Origin of the sequence: Oryzibacillus soli (assembly GCF_051594765.1) — a bacterium.
Lineage (GTDB): Bacteria > Bacillota > Bacilli > Paenibacillales > NBRC-103111 > Paenibacillus_AR.
Genome location: NZ_JBPPGJ010000003.1, coordinates 309087 through 332608 on the forward strand (window position 1 = coordinate 309087; position 23522 = coordinate 332608).

Below are 23522 nucleotides of genomic sequence, written 5' to 3' on the forward strand. Positions count from 1 at the left end.
TCAGTGTCTTTTTCTTGATCCTTTTCCGCCGTCTTCATAAGAGTTAACATTTAAAGCAGCTTAATGATTTCTTCCAGCTCATCGACTAATACTTTCGCAAGTTCAAAGTTCTTATCCTTTAAAGCCGATTCTATTTTCATTTCAACCGACTTTTTCTTTTGTTCCGTTTCTAAATAGTCTTTATTAAAATGACTCTCATAAATCATCTGTCTAAATTTTCGCATGCTCATTTTTCTAATCGTCTTATCATCAATGATTAACACATAATCCATGCCGTTTACGACCGAATAGAAATCATGAGAAACCATCAGAATCGCACCTTTATAGTCTTCGATGGCTTTCTCCAGTGCGATCTGTGTATAGATGTCCAAATGGCTTGTCGGTTCGTCAAGAAGCAGTACGTTTGCTTTGCTGGCAGATACTTTGGCCAATTGAAGCATGTTTTTTTCTCCACCAGACAAAGATTCGATCTTTTGATCCAGGATTTCTCCTTCAAAACCATAGTGTAGAAGATACGATCTGACCTCGTCATACGTTTTAAACCCAGCATCAATGAATTCGTCCATTATGGTATTGGAATCTTTTAGCGTCTCGCCTTGAAGCTGAGATAAATAAGCCATTTTAACATCAGCATTTATTTTGATCGACTCATGGTTGTTTTTGAAGATTTCGCGGAGCAAAGTCGTTTTCCCGGTACCGTTTGGACCGATAATGGCTACCTTATCCGTAGATTGGATCTCAAAGTTAACATGTTCTAGAAGCAGTTCATCGAAGGCAAGGCTATAATCATGGACATTTACGACAGTGGTGTCTTCTATTTCATGATCCAACCCAAAAGTAATATCCGGCTGCTTAATATTCACGAACGGCGCTTTGATTCTACGCGCTTCCAATCTTTCTTGAACCTTGACTCTGGCTTTTAACGCTCTGCCTCTGGATGCTTCTGAATTATAAGTCGCGATTGCTCTAAGATGATCGATGATGTTCTCGTTTCGCTCGATTTCTTCTTCCTCAGCGATTGCGAGTTCTTGCAGCTCTATTTTGGTCTGAAGCAAGGAGAAGTTATACTCGATATATCGCCCTTCGAACTCTTGGAGCTCCATGTTTTCAAGATGAATGATTTTGTTGAAGCAATGATTCAAAAGATATCGGTTATGCGTAACAACCAGCAGCATTCCCTTATGAGCATTTATCAATTTTTTAAGCGCATTTAGGTTTTCGAAGTCTAGGAACACATCCGGTTCATCCATAATCAACAAGTCCGGACTGTTAAGCATTTCCTTCATTACTTGGATAAGTTTGAATTCTCCGCCGCTCAGATCGGATACTTTAACATCCCTTAGCTTCATAAGGTTTGCCAGGTTTAGCTTCCGATTAATGCTGCTTTCAAAATCGTCCCCGCCTATTGAATCGAATGCATCCAAAGCGAACTGAAGCTTTTCCAACACCGAATCCATGTCCGATGTGGTTTCCATTTCAGCATAAATCGAAGTGATTTCATCTTGTATTTTGATAAATGCTTCCCCAATATATTCAAAAACGGTTGTTTCTTTGGGCTTGTCTACTTGCGAGAACTGACTGACATACCCGATTTTGCAAGTCGGGTCTATCTCTAGCTTGCCCTCGAACAAATACCTTTCCGGATCTATCAGTATATCGATCAGTGTACTTTTTCCGCTGCCATTTGTTCCGATAAAAGCGCAATGTTGCCCCTCTTCAAGCGTAAACGAAATGTCCTTATATAGTTCTTTTTGCGGAAACGAGAAGGATAGGTTTTCAACCTTTATCATAGGGTTACCTTTCTTGGCAGCTAAAGTGATGACGATTATGGAGTGTATTGTAGAACATGAATGGCGAGTTTACCGTTTCTCAGCGTAACATCTTTATAGCGAAATTGAAAGGGATTCGATCGGATGCCTTTTGCAGAAACTTGTCTCTATGCAATAGAAGGCTTACTCACTCTTCCAGGACCATTTGCTTCAACTGAATGACGGGACTTCTCAGCTCCTGTTCTTGTTCCAAGTAGGCGCATAGCGCCTGAATGAGCGATCTCTTGGGCGGAGTCTGAGAGATCTCCGTCCCCAGCACTTGAGCAATCTCTTGCAGCTCCCTCCGCCGCGCGAGCCCGCCGGGCCAAGCCTCAAGCAGCGCAGTCACTCTGCCGAACAATTCTTCGATCATTCTTTCTTTTTCATTATTCCAGTCCTTTGGATCGGAATGTATAAATGTTGTGAATGCGCTTTGTCCAAGCAGCCCCTTCGAACCTGACCTAGACATATGTTCGACTAGCGCATCCATTTTATCGACGATGAACCAAGCTGTATCCTCTATCGACAGCAGCTTCGCCTCGAAGATGATGCGCTGCAGATAGTCCTTCAGGATCGCGCGGTATATAAAAATGAGATCCCAGAGAAACGGTTCGATTCTCTCCCCATAAACTTCAAGCAGCCAGTATCTATGCCACTCCATCATACGGGCGCGAACATGATTCCTTAGTGAACGGAAGGTTGCATACTGCGTAATAGGAAGATCTATGAAGTCAACCATAATGTGATGGTATTCAATAAAATACTGAAAGCGAAATACGATTTGATGGATGAGCCGCTCCTTGGGAGTGCCCGTCTCGGTTTGTTTCAGGTGTTCAGCCCGATCAAAATAAACCGTCTGGCACTCGTCGAAAACCGCGCACAATAAGTCCTCTTTGGATGGGAAATATTTGTATACCGAGCCCTTTGCAATAGAACAGTCCTGAGCAATTTCCTGAATGGAGGTCGCCAGAAACCCTGTTTCCTTAAACATCTTAGAAGCCGAACGGATGATATCCTGTTTGGTTACACTCATCCTCATGTATCCCCCACTTGACAACTTTAAACCCATAGTACAAAATTATGAACATAGAGTCAATTGACCCCTTTTTCAAAATATTGAACCATAGGTCACGATGGGGCAAACTCGATTTCTAAATTGGAGTGTGATTGATCTTGGAAGAACTTTTGTTTCCATTTCCTAAGACGGCACTAATCGTCATCGACTTGCAAAAGTGGCTTGGATCCCAGTATGCCCCATATTCGTCGGAGCAAGTCGTCACCCGCGCCGCCTCTATGGTTCAAGCATTCCGTGAGGCAGGCGCATTCGTTGGACTAGTTCGTGTATCCACGAAAGACTTCCAAGATATGCCTCGTCCGCTGCTGGATCAGCCCCCCCCAACCTTGAATCTGGTGCCTGGGTGGGATGAAATTGTACCCGAGATCGGAGTCACGGACACCGATCATGTCATTACCAAGCGCCAATGGGGAGCCTTTTACGGAACGGACTTGGATCTGCAGCTGCGCCGGCGGGGCATCACGACGATCGTGCTTTGCGGCATTGCTTCTGGTATCGGCGTAGATACCACTGCGCGTGAAGCCTTCGCCCATGGGTATCAGGTCATTTTTGCGAAAGATGCCATGACCGGCTTCAGCGAAGAGGAACATGAACACGTCATGAAGGTCATCTTCCCGCGTATTGGCAGAATCCGCTCGACCGAGGACATTCTTGCTTGCGCCGCGCTTCAATCTTAAACGGCGAATACAAATTTTCAGGGCACCTTTAAAAGGTGCCCTGAATCACATATACTAAAATTAAAGCGCTTTATTGACAGGACTGCGTAAAGGAGGATTTTTGTGGAATATCATGTATCCATACAAGGGAATGATCAGGGGCAAGGAACCGCTGATCAGCCCTTTCGTACAATATCACGCGCTGCGGCTCTTGCCATGGCTGGTGATACGGTTATGGTTCATGCTGGAGTATACAGGGAATGGGTCAACCCGGCGAATGGGGGAACCGCGGAGCATAGAATCGTATATCGATCTGCGGGAGACGGGGAAGTCGTCATTACAGGAGCGGAACGGATTGCCGACTGGAAGTCTGAAGGAAACAACGTTTGGAGCACAGAAGTATCCAATTCCATCTTTTCCGTTCGCAATCCCTTTGAAGTGGAGCTCAGTGGAGACTGGGTATTTGGCGGGCCCTTCCCGGTTCATCTCGGTGATGTCTATTTGGATAACAAATCTCTGTATGAATGCGAGAGTGTCGAAAAGGTTCAGAAGCCCGAAGTTTGGCCCGAAGCCAAATATCCCGAGGACTCTCTGCTAAAATGGTATGCCGAAGTTGGTGCCGCAACGACCAAAATCTGGGCCAATTTTGGTGGTAAAGATCCCCGTAAAGAAAATGTGGAAATTAATGTCCGCCCTTATTGCTTTTGGCCTGAGAAGCCGGGACTTAATTATATCACTGTAAGCGGCTTCACTCTTCGTCAAGCTTCTCCTCAGTGGGCACCGCCTACGGACTACCAGGAAGGATTGATCGGACCTCACTGGAGCAAGGGTTGGATTATTGAAAACAATGTGATTAGTGAATCCAGATGCGTTGGGATCAGCCTGGGTACCGAAATAGGTACAGGTCACACCAAGTCCTCGGGCAAGCATATGAAAGGCGGTACTCAACGGGAGCAGGAGGTTATTTTACGAGCAATACGCTCCGGCTGGCATAAGGATACCATCGGCAGTCACATCGTTCGAGGCAATGTGATTCATGACTGCGAACAGGCAGGGATTGTGGGTCATATGGGAGGGGCCTTCAGCCGCATTTATCAGAACCGCATATATAATATTCACCACAAACGCTTGAGACACGGTGCTGAAGTAGCAGGAATCAAACTTCATGCTTCCCTGGATACTCAAATTAGCGAAAATAGAATCTATAATTGTTATCGTGCTGTTTGGCTTGATTGGCAGGCGCAGGGCACCCGCATCAGCCGCAATGTATTTTTTGACAACCTTTCAGAAGACTTCTTCGTTGAGGTTTGCCATGGTCCGTATATGGTGGATCATAATTTGTTCCTCTCTCCGATGAACTTCAGAAATATGGCGCAGGGTGGAGCTTTTGCTCATAATTTGTTTGCCGGTAGATTTGTCGTTCGTTCGGAGATTACCCGTACTACGCCGTATCACTTCCCTCACGAGACGGCAATGGCCGGATACTCCAATATCACCGGAGGCGATGACCGGTACTACAACAATATCTTTTTGGGGGATCATGATGCTCATAAGGAACCTGTTCCCATAACCTTTTTTGAGCATCTTCCACTTAAACCAAGGGATGAAATTGGTGAGGACGGAAAGACCGTCATGGATGGGGTTCCGGACAATTCCATTTGCTATCTGCATGCTGTGGGACTGGGAGGCTACAACAAACACCCTGATGCAAAAGATAAGAAATGGTGGGAATACACCCCTCAGGAGCTTGCTGAGCTTGGCGAGGCCGCAAAGGATTTCTTTATTGGAAATGCCGTTCTTCCGGTGGCTATGGGCGGAAACCTATATCTTAACCATGCGGTTCCAAGCAGTCATGAGCCCCATGCGAAGAGTTATGCGCAGAAGGGCATAGAAGTGGATATTGATCCTGCACAAGGCAGGGTGCACATTCAGGTCCATGAGCCCGAACTGCTTCGGGGAGCCTCTGCCATGCTGGTTACCACCGATCTGCTTGGCAAGACCTATCACGCCGAGATGAAATATGAGGAGCCGGACAGCAGTCCATATCGTTTTGACTCCGACTTTTTCGAAAAAAAGAGACCTGATGCAGATGTCACACCCGGTCCGTTTGAATGGGCCGAAAAGGGAACCATTGATTTCGATTTTTAGTTTATTGTTGAGGATCCAGTCCTTTAAGGTGATTGGATCTTTTTTCGTGTGTACTGTTAGCGAAGTTTAGAAATGCTTGTCGAATGTTTTGCGCTGTACGAGTCCGGAATGGTCGAGGAGGCAGGCGAGGCCGATGTTCGCGCTCAATTTGACGCCAACTTATTGTTCCTCCAAATGGGCGTTTATTTTGATGAACTCAGTATAAACATAGAGGCATCATGGCCCATAAATAGTTTTCTTCCAGTAAAAAAGATCTTGGATTTTATGCGTCAATAGGTTGAATAAGAGCACTTGGGGCATGAAATATTTGACAAATGGGTGTCATCATATATAATTTTCTCAGCCAAATAAATAGCATTGCATTTTAATCGAGAGAAATGAGGATAGTGAAATGATGATCGTTCGTGACCTTTTAACGGCACTTGTTGCCATCGAGCATGTATATATCTTGATTTTGGAAATGTTCATGTGGACAACTCCGAGAGCGAGGAAGGCTTTCGGAACCGAAATGAAATTCGCGGAAGCGACTAAGGCGCTTGCCGCTAACCAGGGTCTGTATAACGGCTTCTTGGCGGCGGGGCTGTTCTGGGGGCTCATTCATCCCGATGCCGCAATGGGGTACCAGCTGCAATTGTTCTTCCTAGGCTGCGTCCTCGTAGCCGCCGTCTACGGAGGCGTGACGGCGAAACGGTCGATTCTGCTCGTCCAAGGGCTGCCGGCATTAACTGCAATGGTCGCCGTGCTCGTATCGCGCTTTCTTTAACATCAAGCTTCTCAAGGAAAGAGGGCCGTACGGATGGCCGTTTTTACATACAAAGGACCGTTTTAGCATGGGGCGCAACTTTTCCAGCCATATACCTTCTAAAGGGGAGTTATCCGATTCTCACTTTTATTTGGTATACACGAAATCCCCATAAGAGCAATGCCGATAAACGATTTCATGAAGTATCCGATTATGAATTTATTGTGTTGAAGGAACGTTTTGGAGACCTCGTTCTTCCCATGGCGCTCGACTTAACGGATGCTGAGCAGGTACGCCAGGTCGTTCAGCAGGCTCATGCCCATTTCGGCAAGCTGGACGTTGTCCTCAACAATGCCGAACCCGGTGCTTATGTGACCGAGTTTGGCGCTTCAGGTAAGCGAGTACCGGAAATGGACGTCTATACCGCTGTACGGAAGCAGGTATTCACACGTCTATCAAACGAAAAATGCGGCAACGCTCAAGCGACTGCAGAAGCCGTTCTCAAGATCGTGGACGCAGCGGAACCCCCACTACGATTTGCGCTCGGCTCGGAAATCTTGCCTATGGCACGCGGCACCTATGCTGACCGTCTCGCCACCTGGGAAGCCTGGGAGTCTGTCTCGAATGCAGCGCAAGGCAGTCCTATGCAATAAGCCATTGCAATTGGACTGGAGCAGATAACCAGCAAGGAACCTCTTCGACTTTTTCGAAGAGGTTCCTTTCAAAACCTTCTCAACCATTCCAGCATTCGATCTACAACTTCCTTATATCGTTGTCCGACAAGCAGGCCGGTGTGGGTGGTGTGCCTAAGTCCAGCATATTCCGCATGGAGCTGTTCCGCTGTCAACCTGCCTCGACGGTCATCATCATCGTCATTAACAGCTTTGACAACCAAGCTTGGGCAAGTGACCAAGCTGCCATTTATGGAGATTCCCTCTCCATCCTCAAATGCCAAAAACGCATTGAATGCCTTCGCCGACTCCATGGCTAGATACTTTTTTTGAAATGCGATGTCTTCCGCCGATTCGTCTAAGCTTGTGTGTTCTTCTCTTACTGGGGCGGGAATGATAGGCCCCGATGTGAACAGGACAATATTTTCGTACGGTACTGCTTCATGCACTTCCTTGCTTATGCTGGAATCAATCACAACCAGACCTGCCAGGGAGACGGTTTCGGCCAGCTTCTGACACAGGATTCCGCCCATGCTGAATCCGATCAGGATCGGCGGAACGCCGCATTCAACGATTACCTCCCGAATGTCCTCCAAGTAATCCTCGAAAGAAATCGTTGTCATATCCAACATCCTGCTTCTGTAGTGACTTCTCATGTTCATGACATAGCATTTCCATCCTTCATTCACAAAGTGGGGGATGTATTTGCTCCACATCCAACTTCCTGTGTAGGCACCGTGTACAAACAACAGCGGCGTTCTAGCCGCTGCACTCGAGAAGTTATCGTCACCATATACTTCTAAGAATAAATCGTGTTCTCCAACGTACTTCTCTGTATGAGGGGGCAACCATTTCGTGTAATCCTTCATCTTTCATTCCTCCTGTAGGCATTATAGTTTGACATCAAACCTTCTAACCAAAAAAAATTAAAAGTTGCGATAGATTTTCAATAAAATTCTCAGTAGTTCTTCTTTCTCTTGGTCTGTGATTCCTGAGTAAAACGCGTTCAACATGTCGTTCGATATGGATTCAAATACAGGTCTCAATTCCAGTCCCTTCTGCGTTAAGGAAACGAAGACAACTCTTGAATCATCCGTGTGCCTTTCCTTGGTTACATACCCGAGCCGGACTAATTTGTCGACAAGCGCCGTAACCGTGGATTTATCCTTGCCGATCTTCCTGGCGATCTCCGCCATGGTCAGCCTGGTCTTCCCCAATAGTGCATAGATGATATCCCCATGCGAGGTTGCAATACCATCCATGCTATGCTTCGCCATCTCGGCAATTATAAACCTGTTGGCCTTCTCTCTGATCTTAGCAATAAGTGAAACAGCGTCTCTGATCTCCATATTCGTATTATAGTTTTGCATCAAACTATTGTCAATGAATGGATGTAGCAATCAATAGCACACTCTGTCTTCTAAGGAACTTGCCGTTACTTGTGATACGGATCGCCGCGCTGTCTATAACGGCAAGTTTTAGAGCCATCCTTCCGGGACGGCTCTTTTTTGTCTCTCTTATCTAAACTCTGTCAGTGCTTACAGAGTTTTTCATACACCTCATAAACTGCGAGCACCTGCTCCACAAAGCCTTTCTCGGCACTTTCAATCCATTTGATAAAAGCCATGTAAAAAATTTCAACCGCAAATCGTGCGGCAAGCTCTGACAGCTCGCGATCAAATTTGACAGACAATGCGTTTGTGACAGACCCCATTAGCGCCTGGCTTTTCAGCAGCTCACGCTCCTGCAAATCAGGGTTGCTTTGAATAATTTGATTCCGCGCCAGCACCCTCTCCCGCTCGCCATCAAAAAAACTAAAAACCGAGGCAAAGCCATCAACGGCAAGCTTCAGCGGATTTTGCTCGACGTCGATATGGTCCGTGATAAAAGCCGCGACTCGATGCCCCATCTCATTTCTCGTGTCAAAAAGCACGTCAGATTTGTCCTTGAATTGCCGGAAAAAGGTTCTCTCCGTCACACCTACAAGGCTTGCAATCTCTTGCACCGTCGTATTTTCATAGCCTTTTTCCATAAATAATTTCGTGGCCGCCGCCTGCAGTTTCTCTTTACTATTCATTTTACCATTCCTATTTTTATAATTTTTTACATTTTTACGAAAAGGTCAGTAACTGACATTTTATCTTGACAACAGTATCCAGCAAGCGCATAATGATCTCAAATGTCAGTCACTGACATAACTTTATCAAAAAGAAGGAGAGAACACAATGAAAATCACCGTTCTCGGCTCACTCGGCAATATCAATCGTAACTACCTTCCACGCCTCATCGCAGACGGTCACGATGTCACCGTCATCACAAGCTCCAAAGATCGGGTCTCCGACATCGAAGCTCTCGGCGCCAAGGCTGCTGTCGGCTCAAATCGTGATGTCGACTTCCTCACCAAGGCTTTCACAGGCAGCGACGTCGTTTACCTCATGATTTCTGGCATCCATTTTGCCACTGGCACGGATATGTGGCAGACCGCCATCGAGCTTTCTGAAAATTACAAGACCGCCGTTCTAAACTCAGGCGTGAAAAACGTCATCAACCTCAGCTCAGTGGGCGCTGACAACCCCAACGCCGGCATCCTTTACAGCTATCATTTTGCAGAAGACGCGCTCAACTCGCTCGAAGGCGTGAACGTTGTTCATATCCGCCCTGTCGGCTTTTACAGTAATCTTTTTGCCGACATGCAAAGCCTTAAAGCCCAGCGAATCCTCTTCAGTCCCATTTCAGCCGACATCCCGCAAGGGTGGGTCAGCCCCGTTGATATCGCGGACGTCGCTTACGCTCTGATTTCTCACACCCCAGCGGGAAAAAGCACGAAATTCGTAGTAAGCGATTGGGCCACATGCAACGACTGGCTAAATGCTCTTGCTGAAAATGATATCGAAGCCAAGTTCCAAAAAATCCCCGTCGAAGCTCTCGCTGAAAATATGAAGAAAATCGGCTTCCATGAAAACACCGCCAACGGCTTCGCCCAATTGTACCGCGCGGGTGAAAACGCCGACGAATTCTACGCCAGCCTCCGTGCCACCGACTACTACCTCGGCAAAGTCAAGATTGGAGACTTTGCAAAGGTTTTTGCGGATGTATATAAAAAATCAGTTTAAACCATTTTGGATTACAAACCGTTCTTATTACCTCCACAAAAACTAACAGAGCACCCGAATAGGTGCCCTTCCACGATTCATTAGCTATGCGATTCGATTAATATCCTAGCAGCCTGTTCGATGTCAGCCGGCGGGGCATCGGGGCCGACCAACCGCGCGATCATACAGAATCCTTCCATCAAGACGAAGAGCTGTCGCGACAGTCCTTCGGGGGATCGCAAATTCGCTTGCCTGCATATGTCTTCCAAACGACGGATGACAGATTGCTTGTGTCGGCTTACTTCCTGATTCACCATATGGTCGGGGAACGGATACTCCACGGCGACCGCTTGATACAGACAGAAGCTCGATTGCGGCGACTTCGAATGTTGGCCTGCAATCGCTTTAAACAATGCAAGAATCTGCTCCCGCGATTCGGCCTTACCTACCGTCTTATCAAACCATTCCCAATACATCTCGCTGGAACGTTCCAGAATGGCAACAATTAAATGATCCTTGGACGGAAAGTGTTTGTATAAGGTCATCTTCGTAACACCAGCTTCGGCAGCGATGCGGTCGACACCGATTGCATGGAAGCCGTTAGTGAAAAACAACTGACTCCCGGTCAACAGCAATTGCTCCCTAGTGGCTGATTTCCGGTCATTCATAACACTCATTTTAAAATCACCTCTATACTTGACAGTATACAGATCGGTATGTATACTGTCAATTAAAACCAGCGGTATACAGACTTGTATGTATACTCTAAAAGGAGGAGAAGAAATGAAGATCGGATTCATCGGTTCGGGCAACGTCGGGCAATCGTTGGGGCGCGTATTGGTTCAACAGGGGTATGATGTGAAGCTTGGCGCGAGGGACTTGAGTAAGTTGAGGATCTGGCAAGAATCGTTCGGGGCTAATGAAAGGGCGAGCGTTGGCACCTACCGGGAAGCAGCCGAACATGGCGAGATTATCTTCAACGTTACGCCTGGCGCCGTATCGCTCGAAGCCTTGCAGTCGGTAGGTCGGGTAGCGCTTGCCGGCAAAATTCTTATCGATGTTGCGCTTCCACTCGTATTCGCGAATGGCGAGCTGGGATTGTCAGTCCCCCACAACGACTCGCTCGGAGAACAGATCCAACGCGCCTTCCCAGATACGAAAGTCGTCAAAACGCTTAATACCGTAACGTCTGCCCTTATGATCCATCCGTACCAGCTTGCAGAGGGCCAGCACGATATGTTTATCGGGGGTAATGATGTAGACGCAAAAAAACAGGTCTCAGAGTACCTGCGCAAATGGTTCGGTTGGAAGAACATTCTGGATCTAGGCGACATCTCATCTGCACGCGCAACAGAGGGCCTTCTCCTGCTTACCTCCAGAATATATGGCGCCCTCGGTCATGCGAACTTTAATCTGAAAATCATTCACTAAAACAGACATGACTAACAGGAAGGACTCACCCTCCTCATCGGTCCGCCATCTCGCCGTGCCGATGGCCGCGATCATTGTCGGGATGTTTATCGTCTATTTGGATCAGACGGTTTTGAATGTGATTTTGCCAAATATAATTACATCACTTCATAGCACATACCCTGCAGCGCAATGGACGATTACCGGATACTCGCTCGCTATGGCGTCCCTCATACCCATTGCGGGCTGGCTCTCCGACCGGTTCGGCGCCAAGCCGGTCCTGCTCATGGCGATTGCTTGGTTTGGGGCGGCTTCTGCTCTTTGCGCGCTGTCTTCCACGATGGAACAACTGATCTTGTTCCGCTCCGTTCAGGGCATTAGCGGAGGTCTGGTGACGCCAGTAGGGCTTGCGATGATCTATCGTCTGAGCCCCTCAGGGCAGACCGGCAAGGTCATGGCGATGATCAGCATTCCGGTTCTGCTAGCCCCCGCTTTCGGTCCAATTCTAGCCGGTTACCTTGCCGACCATTTATCCTGGCACTGGGTGTTCCTGATCAACGTTCCGCTCTGTCTCATCGGCCTCCTTCACGGTATTCGCTATCTTCCGCGGATTACCAGCGGGCCCACAGCAAGATTGGACCCTTATGGATTATTCCTCGCCCCCGTTGCAGTTGTTGGGCTTTGTTACGGGCTTAGCGCAGGCACCAGTAGTTGGCATTCCACACAGACAATCGGCAGTTTTTTGACGGGATTCATCAGTCTCATTCTATTGATCGTCGCTGAATTACGGCAACCGGAACCGTTGTTGGAACTTCGCGTCTACCGTTCCCGTGGTTTTGCCAAAGGCAGCTTTATACTGGCAGCGGGGCAAATCGCTGTTTTCGGAAGCCTTTATTTGTTGCCGCAATGGCTGCAGAACGTAAGAGGTAGCGGCGCATTCGAGTCCGGACTGCTCATGCTACCGTATGCGGTATCGTCGGGTATTGTCTTACAATGGTCGGGCAAATGGTTCGACAGATTCGGAGTTCGGAGATTAGCGATAGCCGGAATGTGCGGCCTGGGGATTGACGGATTTTTGCTGGCTCGCCTCGAACCGAATAGCAGTACGCTTTGGATCGTTCTGCCGATCGTCTTGCTTGGCGCGAGCTCGGGTCTATGCATGATGCCACTGAGTACACATCTCATGCTAATGGCCCCACGGGAGCTGGTCAGCCGAGTATCCTCGCTAGCCGGCGCCTCCCAACAGGTCATTGTGTCTTTAACCATCGCCGGGCTGACAACCTTATTGACTGGATATATGGGGTCGCCTGTGAGTAGACCTCCCCCTCTCGTTCAAGACTGGCTGCCAGCGTTTCGTATAACTTTTGCAACAACTTCAATTACTGCCCTTCTCGGCGCAACGATCGTAATATTCATAAAAAACGATTATAGTTTACGAAATAGGAATGGTGATTTGATTTCTAAAGAAAAAAAGAGAAGCCCGGATTAATCAAGGACCGGCCGTTCTTCGCACAGAAGTCCGCCCTAACCACATGGGATGGGTGGCCGACATTGATCGCTTGCGGGTTATGTGAATACAAAAAGAGAGGACCTTCCCGGTACGGTTCTCCGTATCACTCTAACGGCGAAAAATAAGCCATTGGATTTCGGTTCTCCTAGCTATCGGTAATGAAAGTTTTAAGGCCATCCTTAATCTCCCGCATCTATGAAGAAAAGACAGGGCGGTCGCCCCTGTCTTTCTTTACGTTAACTAAATTTTCCCATTATATATTTTAACTGTAATTGGAGCGACAATCAGAACAAGGAGTATGCCGATAAAGATGGTCATTGATGCGCTTGAAGTGAACTCTCCATGATTGGCTAAATCTTTAAAAGCCGTGACCAAATAAGTAATAGGATTATGTTCAGCTACGCTCCGCAAAAAATGGGGCAACGTATCAATAGGCACGAAGGCGTTGGATAGGAACGACATCATCATGGTGACCATTGTCGAAATACTAGAGATCGTTGCTGCGGATTTGGATACCAGACCAATCAATGCAAACACCCAACTGATGGCGCATGCGCCGAATATGGCCAAAAGCGAAGCGACGATCAACCACCCAAACCCGGCTTCCGGACGCCATCCAAGAATGTAGCCCGTACCGATCGAGAAAAAAGCCGCCGCGACATATCGTAAAATATCTGATGTCACTAAACCAGCCAGTGGAGCAATCCGGACAATGGGTAATGATTTAAACCGATCAAAAACGCCAGTATCCAAATCCTCCCGTAACTGCGTGCCCGTTGCCGCTGACGACATGACCAGTGTTTGAATGAGAATTCCCGGCACGATGATTGGCAAGTATCCTTGTACACCTCCAGCAATCGCACCTCCGAATAGATATGAAAAGACGATCATGAAGAAAATAGGGATTACGGTTACATCGATCAATTTATCGGGATTATGTTTGATTTTCAGGATATTTCTTTTTGCCATTACAACAATATCATACAGAGCGCTCTTTAAGTTGTTTTGTTTGCTTATCACAGATTCCATGTTTATCTCCCCTAATTATTTAGTTAGTTCCAAAAACACCTCATCAAGCGTTGGTTTTCTAACTGAAAACTCTTTGATTTCTATATCATGCTGAGTTAAATCTACTAGTAATCTGGTCATCACTTTCGTGTCTGCCAGCTTAACGGTCAATTTGGTTCCTTCGGGTGAAATCATGGCCTCCTGAGCGATTTCCGCCTTGATTAGTCCTTTGGCTCTTTCGGCATCCCTCATATGCTCCAGAGTAATTTCAAAATGGGTATCGCTTAACAAAGACTTCAATTCATTCGGCGTTCCCTGAGAAATGATTCTTCCATGATTAATTATCGCTAGTCGATCTGCTAGTTGATCCGCTTCCTCCAAATACTGAGTTGTCAGCAAGATCGTTGCCCCGTCGCTTGCCAAGTTGCGGATCACTTCCCACATCTCTCCTCGTGTGCGTGGATCTAAGCCCGTTGTCGGTTCATCAAGAAAAATGAGTGGGGGCTTCACGATTAAACTCACCGATAAATCCAATCGTCTACGCATCCCGCCCGAAAATTCACGAATCGGTCGATCCTTTGCCTCGGTTAATGAAAACTGATTGAGAAGTTCAAGAGCCCTCGCTTTGGATTGACTCGCTGATAAACCATTCAATTGCCCAAAGAGCTTCAAGTTTTCCATCGCGGTCAATTCCTCATCAACGGTTGCATATTGGCCCGTCAAGCCAATCAAGCTTCGAACCTTTCGAGCGTCTTTGGTGACGTCTTTGCCAAAAATCATGGCTTTGCCTTTTGACACTTTAGTAATCGTTGCAAGCATTCGCAAGAAAGTTGTCTTTCCTGCACCATTCGGACCCAGAATACCGAAAATCTCTCCTTTCTTAATATCCAAAGAAATACCATCGACTGCTCGCTTGTTAGGAAATTCTTTAACGAGCTCTTTAGTTGAAACGGCTAGCTCTGTCATTCTGTTTTCTCCTTTGCGCATTTAATAAGGATACCTTACTAATAAAATAAGGTACCCTTACTAAAATGTCAACCACATAATTTGAATTACTTCGGTGACCTGATAAAATAGAGAGGTACGGAGAACAAATAAGGGGAAATTATTGTGGATGAAAAACAATTAAACGTCGATATAACGACTAACTTCATGAAATATAATGATTTACTTACGGCGTTCTTAAAAGAAAACATACTTAAAGGCAGCAGCGTGTTTACCTCTCTAAATCGAGGGCAAGGGAAAATATTGAGCATCCTTCATCAGACACCAAGTATTTCCCAAAAGGAATTAGTCAATCAATTGGATATGCGCCCGCAATCTGCTTCTGAAATGATTAAAAAGCTAGAAAAAAAGGGATTCATCGAGCGGTATAAATCTGAAGAGGATCAACGCGTGATGATGATTACGCTAACTAAAGCCGGCAAAGTCGTTTTAAATCAAGCCGGAGACTTTCAGCCTGTATTTTTAAATGTTCTAACGATGGATGAAAAACAACAATTTAATCGAATACTCGAAAAACTTGTAGCCGAAATTGAACCCGAAGTCGCCAAATCTCGAAACAAGCAATAGGGGCGTTATATCTAGATGCCGAAGGGGCGGGTTACCAGCTTCACGCCTGAATTTCCGGAGAAGGTCGGTTGCAAAAATCAAAGGGAGCCGTCCCAAATTCGATGATTTGGGAACGGCTCCCTTTACGGTTTGCCTCACTTTTCGCTTGCTATTCATTTTTTTGGGACATTCCAACGTATTGCAGCGAGCAAATTCGCCCTACTTATGATACGGTTCTCCGCGTTATCTGTAACGGCAAGTTTTAGGGCCAGTTTTGCAGGATGGAGAATTTCCGGTGTAAATCAATTAGTTTTTTTCCGAAGCTCTTCTCCCAAACAGCTCGATGCTTCTTCATCAACTCCATAAGATATAAATCATGGACGTTTACTTCTGTAACCCTCCCTTGGAGTTAAATACTATCGCAGATAAAAAAAAGAATGCCGTGCATTTCCTGCACAACATTACGGCATTCTCCCCAATCGGTATGTTTACAGCTCGGCCAACGGCGAAGGTTTACTGCGCCAATGGTATGCAGCTAGCATTCTATCTCTTGTTCGCCGGCTGTACCTTCAGTAATTTACCCTTAACTGTGGTCTCCCGCATGGTGTTAAGCACCAGCCGGCCTTTGCCGTTCAGAATATCGACGTACGAAGCATTGTCCTCTATGGTGATGATGCCAATGTCATCTGCCGTTACACCTTCGATCTTCGCAATCGTTCCCACAAAGTCAACGGCCCTGATCTTCTTCTTCTTGCCCCCGTTAAAATACAGCTTCATAATCTCATTACCCATGACGCTGTTCTTATCGGTCTTGGGAGTGGGCCGAGCCTTCATCTTCTTCTCGAAAGCATACTGGGCCTGCTCCGCCTCTTCCTTCGAAGGAGCACTCTTCCTTGGAATTTCATGCCCTATATAGCCCTCAATACTGATAACAAACTTCTCCTCATTCGGAGTGGCGAAGGAGATTGCCTTCCCCGTCTTCCCCGCGCGGCCGGTTCGGCCGGTTCGATGCACATAGCTCTCATTCTCTAACGGAAGATCATAATTGAAGACATGAGTGATATTATCGATGTCAATGCCCCTCGCGGCTACATCCGTTGCGATCAGATAACGGAACTCGCCCCTCTTGAAGGCATTCATCACCTCGTTCCGGTTGTCCTGCTCCATCCCGCCGTGGATGCCGTCACAGCTGTACCCATGCTTGTTCAACTCCTTGAACACCACCTCTACCCGGACTTGCGTACGGCAGAAGATGATGCAGCTGTCCGGGTTCTCAACCGTCGTTACATCCCGGAGCAGCTTGAGCTTATGCTCGTCCTTCACGGTATACAAGGCATGTTCAATTTGACTCTTCGTTCTTCCCGCGGTCTCGATCTCAATATCCATTGGCTGCTTCATATACCGGTGGCATAAGCTTTCTACATCCTTGGGCAAGGTTGCAGAGAACAGCAGGGTCATCCGGTGCTTGGGCAGCTCCCGAATAATCTTCTCCACCTGCTCAATAAAGCCCATGCTGAGCATCTCATCCGCTTCATCAATAACCAGGATCTTCACTTGCTCCAAGTCGATCGTTTGCTTCTCGATGTGGTCCATCACCCGTCCCGGCGTACCGACGACAACATGATTTTTATACGTCAACTGATCTTTCTGCCTCTCGAAAGGCTGCTTCCCATAAATCGCGATTGCCTTGATCCGCTTGTACTTCCCAATATTCATGATATCCTGCTTGACTTGGTCCGCCAGCTCCCGGGTCGGGGTTAAGATCAAGGCCTGAGGCCGGTTCTCTTCCCAGTCCACCATTTCACAGACCGGAATCCCGTAAGCAGCCGTCTTGCCGCTACCCGTATGGGATTTGACCGCCATATCCCTATTCTCCAGCGCGTGAGGGATGACTTTACTTTGAACCTCTGTCGGTTGCTCGTAGCCCAAGCTCTCCAACGCCCGGATTATGGGGTCACTTAATTTATAGCTCGTAAAGCCTCGTTCACTCATATAAGAACTCCTTCGTAATATCCTAGGTTATGTCGTCCACCCCTGCACTGCGTTTGTTTGCAATCATTTAGAATCAGGAAGATGACTCCTCATGATACGATAATTCCGATCGATAATCTAGCTTACTCTAATGATCATCATCCCAGCTAATGAACACGCAGCAGATCAAGAGCATCACGGTTGGTTGGACAGCTCTCACGGATTTTTCCGCCGTTTGGTCATCGTTCCGTTTCGTCGGGTGTTCAAGGGAGTGGAGGCCACAAAATGCTGCTGGAGAAGCTTTTGGAAGAACTGCCGGGCATCTTCAACTTTGCGATTGAAGGGCTTCGCCGCTTGAGAGAGCGAGACTACATCTTCTCCGAGTCCAAGGCAATCGAACAAGCGATCAACAGCTACAAGTCAGAGCAAAACCCGGTCATTTCATTCGTTGCCGACTTCGTCGAGAAGGAAATGAAAGCGACAGGGTTTGGACAAACGAACTGTTCGACCACTTTCAAACTTGGTACAGACAGCAAGGCGAAACGGACTGCTGCGCGTTTTCACAAAAACATGCCCCTACTTATGATACGGTTCCCCCCGGTTGATCTTAAACGCCCGGTACACCTGCTCCACCAGGATCAGCCGCATGAGCTGATGCGGGAAGGTCATGCGCCCGAAGCAGAGCTTGGCGTCGGCGCGCTTGAGCACGGACGGGGCCAGGCCATTGGAGCCGCCGATGACGAAGGCCACGCTGGAGCGGCCGTACGTGCCGAGGCGGTCCAGCTGGGACGCCAGCTCCTCGGACGTCCACATGGCCCCGTCCAGCGCCAGCGCGATGACGTAAGCGTCCGGCTTCAGCTGGGCCAGGATCCGCTCGCCCTCCTTGGCCTTCACCTGCTCCTCCTCCGCCGCGCTCATGGTCTCGGGAGCCTTCTCATCCGGGACTTCGTTCAGCTGCACCTTCGCATAAGGCCCCAGCCGCTTCACATATTCGGCAATGCCGTCCAACAGGTACTTCTCCTTCAGCTTACCGACCGCTACGATCTGGATATGCATCGATTGCCGCTCCCTTGTCTTCTCCTTATCGTCTATCCTATCATCATCGGCCCCCTCCGGCGGAGGATTAGGCCGACAGCTTCTTGCCTTCAACCGGCGTCCTGCTGCCCCGGAACAAGGAGCGAACGGCACTCCACACCGCCTGATACAGCACAGACAGATATAGCGACGCCAACAGGCTGAAGAAGAAGGCCAGCCCGGTGAACAGGATGTAATTCTTCGGGCCGCCCATGGGCTTCATGGAGTACTTGTACAGCGTCAGGAATGCCGGATGCAGCAGGTAGACGCCGAAGGAATGGCGGCTCACCTTTTGGACCCGGGCATAGAAGGGGCTTGTCCGCGCGGAGAGCGCCTGTCCCCACCGGAGCAGGAACAGACTCAGGAAGAACACATTCCCCAGCGTAGCCACCTCGAACCACGTATTCTCGAAGAAGACATGGCCGTAGCGGTCATTCAGATAGAGCGCGGGCACCGAAGCCAGGAAGACCAGACTCACCGGCACCACCCACTTCGTATTCCGACCCAGCCACGCGGACACCTTGGGGTAATGAATCCCCACGTAAGCCCCGAAGAAGAAGTAAGCCGTATATGTCACCGCCAATGACGGCTTGTGGTCGATGGTGATGTACCAATGCCCCAGCGTATAGAAGATCCCCTGCACGGCGATCCCGATCGGGATCAGATACCGGCGGAGGAACGAGGACACCTTCACCAAGGTCATCAAGAGCGGGAACACCAGATAGAACTGCAGAATGATGATCATGAAGTACAGATGGTACCCCGTATCCGCCCATTGAATCAGCTTCAGGAACTTCCCCATATCGATCCGGATCGGATCCCCGGAGATGTACTGGTTGTAGACGTAGTAGAAGAACGAGAACAACAGATACGGGATCAGAATCCCGGTGATCCGCTTGCGGTAGAACTGCAGGCAGACGGCCCCGCTCCACTTGTCATAATACTGATAGAACAGCACCAGACTGCTCACCAGCAAGAACATCGGCACGGCAAACAGTCCCACCCGGTTCAACGCCACAAAAAACACCTGCGTGAAGGATCCCTCCTGCAGCGCCAGTAAAGACTGTCCCGCCTTGGCGGTGGCATCCGCCGTCGAGTGGATCAGCACCACGGCCAGTATGCTCATCGTCCGCAGCAGATCGATCTCCAGCAGCTTCGGCTTCTTCGTTGTCATCGTTCCCATCCTGCACTTCCCATCCCCATAGAATCAACCAAAAAAGCCTGAAGCCTTACCCGCTCCCGCTTCACCCCGGACACCGCCAGGCGGCCTCCGCGGCGGAGCTGCAGCTGCAAGCTTCAGGCTTTCCCGCTTCTTTGTTCCTTTCGGCCTCGTAGCCGGAAAGCCTACACCGTCTCACGACCGGCGGTCTTAGACGACCAGGAACTGCGCCTGGCAGGTGCAGCCCTTCTCCTCGCAGGTCGGAGGCGGATTCCAGTTCTTGAACGGCGTCTTCTCGACGTCGACCACATCCGGCGCATCCTCGTATTCGTCCACGAACCGGTCGATGGCCAGCTCCAAATGCTCTTTGCATACGACAAACATGTTGTCCCACCTGTTGTTTTCCGGACCGGCACCGGTCCATGTATTGGTTACTCGTCCTTCAGCTCCTCGAGAATCAAGGTGACGGAGGATTTTTTGCCGCCGCGGTAATAGGTGACCTTCACCTTGTCCCCTACCTTCTTCTCCTTATAGAGGAACTTGCGCAGCGCGAGAGACCCGTCGATCGGCTGGGCATCCAGCTCCACGATCACGTCGTTCATCTTCAGCCCCGCATTCTTGGCCGGACCTACGGCGTTGATAACCACAGCCCCAACCTTCACTTCGCTAGGCAGCTTCAGCACGTCCGCCGTGCTGCCGTCGAAGTCCTGCAGGTCCTGCGTAATCACGCCCACATACGGGCGGATGATGCGTTTATCCCGGATCAAGGTCTCGATGATCGGCTTGGCTTCGTTAATCGGGATGGCGAATCCGAGGCCTTCCACCCCCATCTCCGACACCTTCATGCTGTTGATGCCGATGACCTTGCCCTCCATATTGACGAGCGCTCCGCCGCTGTTGCCCTGGTTGATGGCCGCATCCGTCTGGATCACATCCATCTCCCAGTCCACACTTCCATTATTGCCCAACGAGACCGGCATCGTAACCTTCGGCGAGCTGATAATCCCCTGCGTCACCGTCTGGGCGAAGTTAATCCCGAGGGGGTTGCCGATGGAGATGGCCGTCTGGCCCGTCTTGATCTGGTCCGAATCCCCGAACACCGCCGTCTGATCGATCCCGGAGGCATCCACCTCCATGACCGCCAGGTCCGTACGCTGATCCCGGCCCAGCACGACCGCCTTCTTGCGGGAGCCGTTCGAGAGCACCACCTCGTAGGATGAGGCGCCTTCCACCACGTGATTGTTGGTGACGATCCGTGCCTTGCCGCCCGTCTTCTCGAAGATGACCCCGGAGCCCAAGCCGTACCCGGAGGTCGGACTCTTCTCCGACTCCTTGTACGAGGAGACTACGCTAACCACCGTCGGCCGGACCTTGGCCGCTACCTCGACCACCCGATTCTCGCCTTCGGCGCTTCGGACACCCCCGAGGCTGCCGCCTTGCGAGCCGCCCCTCCCGAAGGAGCCCCCGCTGATGAGCAGGACCACGAGCAGCATCAGCACCATCCCGCCCCCGACGGAGCCGGCGATCAGCCAGAACAGACGGTTCGGGTCCCGTGGAGAGGAACCGTAGGAACCCCGCTGCTTCCAACGTGATACTTTGGTGGAGTAGAAATCATCCTGAAACAAGCTCATGGGAATCCCCCCTCGGTTCGTATGTTCCGGTGACGCTATAGATAAGTGGATCAGATCAGGAATGATTCGGACGCTTATGGACTAGAATAGATAATGTCCGGCTCTGATAGAGCCCCTAGATTCATAGAATCCCGATCCCGAATTACAAAAGGAGTGTTTCCCTTAATGCGCCGTTACACCCAACCGCATCCCATGGACTACGTGGACTTGGTCGGCAAGCTCGCTGATCTGAAGGAAGAGCATTACCGCACCACGCTTGCCCTGACGGCGATCATGGAGCTCCTGACAGAGAAAGGGCTCCTGACCGAGCAGGAGATCCGCTCCAAGGCCGCCGCCCTCGACGTTCTCGTGAATCTGGCGCCTACGCCTCGCGGAGCCAATCCCACTTGGTAGGCCGATCGTGGTACGTGTCCATCAGGGTGGGGCCGTTGTCCCCGCAGCGGACGCCGTACTGCTCCAGCACGCTGCTGACGGACATGCGGGCCAGATCCAGCATGTTGTGGTCCCGGCTCAAGTGGGCCAGATAGACGCGCCGCAGCCGGCTGGAGAGAATCTCGTAGAGCCCTTCGCCGGCCGCCTCGTTGGACAAGTGTCCGATATCGCTTAGAATGCGGCGCTTGATGTTCCACGGATACCGCCCCATCCGGAGCAGCTCGATATCGTGATTCGACTCCAGTATCAGCACGTCGCAATCCTTCAGCTGCTCCTTCACCTTGGCGCTCATGTACCCCAGGTCCGTTGCCAGCCCCAGCTTTTCGTCGCCGTCATAGAAGCAGTAGCCTACGGGCTCCGCCGCATCGTGGGAGATGGCGTACGATTCCACGCACATCGACCGGATCTCCAGCGACGCTCCCGTCTCCAGGACACAGCGCTTGTCGGAGGCGATCTCTCCGATCATCCGGTCCAGCGCCTCCCAGGTGGCGGCGTTGGCATATACCGGCAGGGCATGCTTCCGGGCAAAAGCGCCCAAGCCCTTGATATGATCGGCATGCTCATGAGTGACGAAGACCGCGTCCAGCTCGGACGCCGCCACCTCCCGCTCCGCCAGCAGCTGCTCGATCTTCTTGGCGGACAGCCCTGCATCGATCAGCACCTTCGACTCCTCGTTGGCGACCAGAATGGCATTCCCCGTGGACCCGCTGGACAACACCGTAAAGCGCAATGACATAGCTCTTCCTGCTCCCTCTCTTGCAACTCTCTATCCCAAAACCTGACCCCCGGTCAGCTTGCATGTTCTCTTGATGGTTACTCTTAACGCCCTCGTCCGTAAGACTGGATGGCCTCTACGGCTCCCGTGAACGCGTGCACGTAGTACGGCTCCCCATCGGACAAGGTGATTCTCCAGTTCGGCACCAAGGTCTGATCCTCCGAATCGAACAATTGCCCGTGATACCCGAGCTTAATATCCGTAATCACGGCGCCTTCAGAGAGATAGCTCTCCGCCAGGGTCCGGATGGCTGTGTAAGCGGAGATGATTTTTTGGCCGGAAGGGTCATTGGGACCCCCTCCTGATTTTACTTCAACATAGGTCTGTTTGTAACCCGTTATTTCACCGTTCTCGGCAAAAAGCTGCAGCACCACGTCAAACATCGGCAGCTCCCGGTACAGCTGATGGAATACATAGACACCGTCCTTGCTGACGGGCGAATCCAGCCTGTACTGATCGAAGTGGCTGATCAGCGACTTGGATTGGATCTCCCGTAGCGTCGTCCGGCTCATCAGGCTGATGAAGCGGATGGGCTTCGCCAGCTCCATCTCCTTGGGCTCCCGATATGCCTCGGGGTACCGCACGTTGATCGTGGACAGCTTCGGCGTATCCTTCGGGATCGCAGAGATGACCCGGATGCTCTTCGTATCCAGCAGCTTCTCCGTGTCCTCGATCAGGGTGGCCGAATCCCGCTCCGACGCCGTCGGGCTGAACCGGTCGGCCCACAGCTGGTAGCCCAGCAGCACGTTCAAGAACAGAAAGGCCATTATGAGTATCGTCTTGGCTCGTCCCCAGTTCATCCTACCGCC

Annotated in this window: 24 protein-coding genes and 1 pseudogene; 9 read left to right on the top strand and 16 right to left on the bottom strand. The window is 49.8% G+C overall.

The genetic code is table 11. The features are described 5' to 3' along the window. Window positions 1-50 precede the first annotated feature (50 nt). Both ACSEXW_RS05640 and ACSEXW_RS05645 read right to left on the bottom strand, forming a co-directional pair. The gene (locus ACSEXW_RS05640) at window positions 51-1790 is read right to left on the bottom strand and encodes an ABC-F family ATP-binding cassette domain-containing protein (RefSeq protein ID WP_438445129.1); all 1740 of its coding nucleotides are present in this window, start codon (window positions 1788-1790) and stop codon (window positions 51-53) included. 166 nt (window positions 1791-1956) lie between these two features. Beyond that, the gene (locus tag ACSEXW_RS05645; protein ID WP_438445130.1) at window positions 1957-2841 is read right to left on the bottom strand and encodes a TetR/AcrR family transcriptional regulator; all 885 of its coding nucleotides are present in this window, start codon (window positions 2839-2841) and stop codon (window positions 1957-1959) included. 140 nt (window positions 2842-2981) lie between these two features. Between ACSEXW_RS05645 and ACSEXW_RS05650 the strand changes: the two genes are divergently transcribed. From ACSEXW_RS05650 to ACSEXW_RS05665, 4 genes are all read left to right on the top strand, one after another. Further along, complete coding sequence (locus tag ACSEXW_RS05650; RefSeq protein ID WP_438445131.1) at window positions 2982-3560, top strand: isochorismatase family protein; 579 nt, start codon at window positions 2982-2984, stop codon at window positions 3558-3560. A 102-nt stretch (window positions 3561-3662) separates the two neighbouring features. Continuing rightward, entirely contained in the window at window positions 3663-5687 is a 2025-nt protein-coding gene (locus ACSEXW_RS05655; RefSeq protein WP_438445132.1) for a right-handed parallel beta-helix repeat-containing protein, read from the top strand. A gap of 391 nt (window positions 5688-6078) precedes the next feature. Then, on the top strand, window positions 6079-6450 hold the full coding sequence (locus tag ACSEXW_RS05660) for a DUF1304 domain-containing protein (RefSeq protein WP_438445133.1): 372 nt from the start codon (window positions 6079-6081) through the stop codon (window positions 6448-6450). A 203-nt stretch (window positions 6451-6653) separates the two neighbouring features. Beyond that, window positions 6654-7082, top strand: coding sequence for an SDR family NAD(P)-dependent oxidoreductase (locus tag ACSEXW_RS05665; protein WP_438445134.1), 429 nt, complete (start codon window positions 6654-6656; stop codon window positions 7080-7082). A 68-nt stretch (window positions 7083-7150) separates the two neighbouring features. On the opposite strand, the gene ACSEXW_RS05670 is transcribed toward ACSEXW_RS05665, so the two are convergent. From ACSEXW_RS05670 to ACSEXW_RS05680, 3 genes are all read right to left on the bottom strand, one after another. Further along, window positions 7151-7969, bottom strand: coding sequence for an alpha/beta hydrolase (locus ACSEXW_RS05670; protein ID WP_438445135.1), 819 nt, complete (start codon window positions 7967-7969; stop codon window positions 7151-7153). A 57-nt stretch (window positions 7970-8026) separates the two neighbouring features. Continuing rightward, a complete protein-coding gene (locus ACSEXW_RS05675) occupies window positions 8027-8449 on the bottom strand; it encodes a MarR family winged helix-turn-helix transcriptional regulator (RefSeq protein ID WP_438445136.1) in 423 nt (140 codons plus the stop codon). Window positions 8450-8631: 182 nt separating this feature from the next. Next, complete coding sequence (locus ACSEXW_RS05680) at window positions 8632-9177, bottom strand: TetR/AcrR family transcriptional regulator (RefSeq protein WP_438445137.1); 546 nt, start codon at window positions 9175-9177, stop codon at window positions 8632-8634. A 148-nt stretch (window positions 9178-9325) separates the two neighbouring features. On the opposite strand from ACSEXW_RS05680, the gene ACSEXW_RS05685 reads away from it, so the two are divergent. Next, the gene (locus ACSEXW_RS05685) at window positions 9326-10213 is read left to right on the top strand and encodes an NAD(P)H-binding protein (protein WP_438445138.1); all 888 of its coding nucleotides are present in this window, start codon (window positions 9326-9328) and stop codon (window positions 10211-10213) included. An 80-nt stretch (window positions 10214-10293) separates the two neighbouring features. Here ACSEXW_RS05685 and ACSEXW_RS05690 read toward each other — a convergent pair whose 3' ends face one another. Continuing rightward, window positions 10294-10869 carry a TetR/AcrR family transcriptional regulator gene (locus tag ACSEXW_RS05690; RefSeq protein WP_438445139.1) on the bottom strand — a complete coding sequence of 192 codons (576 nt, stop codon included), beginning with the start codon at window positions 10867-10869 and terminating at the stop codon, window positions 10294-10296. 106 nt (window positions 10870-10975) lie between these two features. Here ACSEXW_RS05690 and ACSEXW_RS05695 point away from each other — a divergent pair, with 106 nt between their 5' ends. Then, the gene (locus ACSEXW_RS05695; protein WP_438445140.1) at window positions 10976-11623 is read left to right on the top strand and encodes an NADPH-dependent F420 reductase; all 648 of its coding nucleotides are present in this window, start codon (window positions 10976-10978) and stop codon (window positions 11621-11623) included. Between the two features lie 61 nt (window positions 11624-11684). Then, entirely contained in the window at window positions 11685-13091 is a 1407-nt protein-coding gene (locus ACSEXW_RS05700) for an MDR family MFS transporter (protein WP_438445141.1), read from the top strand. A gap of 261 nt (window positions 13092-13352) precedes the next feature. Here the strand turns inward: ACSEXW_RS05700 and ACSEXW_RS05705 are convergent, their stop codons facing one another. Together ACSEXW_RS05705 and ACSEXW_RS05710 are read right to left on the bottom strand one after the other, a co-directional pair. After that, complete coding sequence (locus tag ACSEXW_RS05705) at window positions 13353-14141, bottom strand: ABC transporter permease (RefSeq protein ID WP_438445142.1); 789 nt, start codon at window positions 14139-14141, stop codon at window positions 13353-13355. A 15-nt stretch (window positions 14142-14156) separates the two neighbouring features. Next, window positions 14157-15086, bottom strand: coding sequence for an ATP-binding cassette domain-containing protein (locus ACSEXW_RS05710; RefSeq protein WP_438445143.1), 930 nt, complete (start codon window positions 15084-15086; stop codon window positions 14157-14159). Window positions 15087-15230: 144 nt separating this feature from the next. Between ACSEXW_RS05710 and ACSEXW_RS05715 the strand changes: the two genes are divergently transcribed. Next, window positions 15231-15692: a MarR family winged helix-turn-helix transcriptional regulator gene (locus ACSEXW_RS05715; RefSeq protein ID WP_438445144.1), complete on the top strand. Its 462-nt coding sequence runs from the start codon at window positions 15231-15233 to the stop codon at window positions 15690-15692. A 241-nt stretch (window positions 15693-15933) separates the two neighbouring features. Here the strand turns inward: ACSEXW_RS05715 and ACSEXW_RS05720 are convergent. From ACSEXW_RS05720 to ACSEXW_RS05745, 6 genes and pseudogenes are all read right to left on the bottom strand, one after another. Then, window positions 15934-16068, bottom strand: a pseudogene (locus ACSEXW_RS05720) (hypothetical protein); the annotation flags it as partial. A gap of 146 nt (window positions 16069-16214) precedes the next feature. Next, window positions 16215-17663 (bottom strand): DEAD/DEAH box helicase, encoded by a 1449-nt coding sequence (locus ACSEXW_RS05725; RefSeq protein WP_438445145.1) that lies wholly within the window; start codon window positions 17661-17663, stop codon window positions 16215-16217. Between the two features lie 555 nt (window positions 17664-18218). Continuing rightward, on the bottom strand, window positions 18219-18698 hold the full coding sequence (gene rlmH, locus ACSEXW_RS05730; protein WP_438445146.1) for a 23S rRNA (pseudouridine(1915)-N(3))-methyltransferase RlmH: 480 nt from the start codon (window positions 18696-18698) through the stop codon (window positions 18219-18221). 67 nt (window positions 18699-18765) lie between these two features. Beyond that, window positions 18766-19890 carry an acyltransferase gene (locus ACSEXW_RS05735; RefSeq protein ID WP_438445147.1) on the bottom strand — a complete coding sequence of 375 codons (1125 nt, stop codon included), beginning with the start codon at window positions 19888-19890 and terminating at the stop codon, window positions 18766-18768. Between the two features lie 195 nt (window positions 19891-20085). Continuing rightward, entirely contained in the window at window positions 20086-20259 is a 174-nt protein-coding gene (locus tag ACSEXW_RS05740) for a CxxH/CxxC protein (RefSeq protein ID WP_438445148.1), read from the bottom strand. A 47-nt stretch (window positions 20260-20306) separates the two neighbouring features. Next, window positions 20307-21506, bottom strand: coding sequence for a S1C family serine protease (locus ACSEXW_RS05745; RefSeq protein ID WP_438445149.1), 1200 nt, complete (start codon window positions 21504-21506; stop codon window positions 20307-20309). A 165-nt stretch (window positions 21507-21671) separates the two neighbouring features. On the opposite strand from ACSEXW_RS05745, the gene ACSEXW_RS05750 reads away from it, so the two are divergent. Beyond that, window positions 21672-21899, top strand: a complete 228-nt coding sequence (locus tag ACSEXW_RS05750; protein ID WP_438445150.1) for a hypothetical protein — start codon at window positions 21672-21674, stop codon at window positions 21897-21899. Here ACSEXW_RS05750 and ACSEXW_RS05755 read toward each other — a convergent pair. Both ACSEXW_RS05755 and yycI read right to left on the bottom strand, forming a co-directional pair. After that, window positions 21868-22674, bottom strand: a complete 807-nt coding sequence (locus tag ACSEXW_RS05755) for an MBL fold metallo-hydrolase (RefSeq protein WP_438445151.1) — start codon at window positions 22672-22674, stop codon at window positions 21868-21870. The genes ACSEXW_RS05750 and ACSEXW_RS05755 overlap by 32 nt on opposite strands. 83 nt (window positions 22675-22757) lie before the next feature. Continuing rightward, entirely contained in the window at window positions 22758-23513 is a 756-nt protein-coding gene (yycI, locus tag ACSEXW_RS05760) for a two-component system regulatory protein YycI (RefSeq protein WP_438445152.1), read from the bottom strand. Between the last annotated feature and the right edge of the window lie 9 nt (window positions 23514-23522).

Coding starts and splice junctions, on each gene's coding strand:
- ACSEXW_RS05640 (WP_438445129.1), bottom strand. CDS start 1,790: ATGATAAAGGTTGAAAACCTATCCTTCTCGTTTCCGCAAAAAGAACTA.
- ACSEXW_RS05645 (WP_438445130.1), bottom strand. CDS start 2,841: ATGAGTGTAACCAAACAGGATATCATCCGTTCGGCTTCTAAGATGTTT.
- ACSEXW_RS05660 (WP_438445133.1), top strand. CDS start 6,079: ATGATGATCGTTCGTGACCTTTTAACGGCACTTGTTGCCATCGAGCAT.
- ACSEXW_RS05670 (WP_438445135.1), bottom strand. CDS start 7,969: ATGAAGGATTACACGAAATGGTTGCCCCCTCATACAGAGAAGTACGTT.
- ACSEXW_RS05675 (WP_438445136.1), bottom strand. CDS start 8,449: ATGGAGATCAGAGACGCTGTTTCACTTATTGCTAAGATCAGAGAGAAG.
- ACSEXW_RS05680 (WP_438445137.1), bottom strand. CDS start 9,177: ATGAATAGTAAAGAGAAACTGCAGGCGGCGGCCACGAAATTATTTATG.
- ACSEXW_RS05685 (WP_438445138.1), top strand. CDS start 9,326: ATGAAAATCACCGTTCTCGGCTCACTCGGCAATATCAATCGTAACTAC.
- ACSEXW_RS05690 (WP_438445139.1), bottom strand. CDS start 10,869: ATGAGTGTTATGAATGACCGGAAATCAGCCACTAGGGAGCAATTGCTG.
- ACSEXW_RS05695 (WP_438445140.1), top strand. CDS start 10,976: ATGAAGATCGGATTCATCGGTTCGGGCAACGTCGGGCAATCGTTGGGG.
- ACSEXW_RS05700 (WP_438445141.1), top strand. CDS start 11,685: ATGGCCGCGATCATTGTCGGGATGTTTATCGTCTATTTGGATCAGACG.
- ACSEXW_RS05705 (WP_438445142.1), bottom strand. CDS start 14,141: ATGGAATCTGTGATAAGCAAACAAAACAACTTAAAGAGCGCTCTGTAT.
- ACSEXW_RS05710 (WP_438445143.1), bottom strand. CDS start 15,086: ATGACAGAGCTAGCCGTTTCAACTAAAGAGCTCGTTAAAGAATTTCCT.
- ACSEXW_RS05725 (WP_438445145.1), bottom strand. CDS start 17,663: ATGAGTGAACGAGGCTTTACGAGCTATAAATTAAGTGACCCCATAATC.
- rlmH (WP_438445146.1), bottom strand. CDS start 18,698: ATGCATATCCAGATCGTAGCGGTCGGTAAGCTGAAGGAGAAGTACCTG.
- ACSEXW_RS05735 (WP_438445147.1), bottom strand. CDS start 19,890: ATGACAACGAAGAAGCCGAAGCTGCTGGAGATCGATCTGCTGCGGACG.
- ACSEXW_RS05740 (WP_438445148.1), bottom strand. CDS start 20,259: ATGTTTGTCGTATGCAAAGAGCATTTGGAGCTGGCCATCGACCGGTTC.
- ACSEXW_RS05745 (WP_438445149.1), bottom strand. CDS start 21,506: ATGAGCTTGTTTCAGGATGATTTCTACTCCACCAAAGTATCACGTTGG.
- ACSEXW_RS05750 (WP_438445150.1), top strand. CDS start 21,672: ATGCGCCGTTACACCCAACCGCATCCCATGGACTACGTGGACTTGGTC.
- ACSEXW_RS05755 (WP_438445151.1), bottom strand. CDS start 22,674: ATGTCATTGCGCTTTACGGTGTTGTCCAGCGGGTCCACGGGGAATGCC.
- yycI (WP_438445152.1), bottom strand. CDS start 23,513: ATGAACTGGGGACGAGCCAAGACGATACTCATAATGGCCTTTCTGTTC.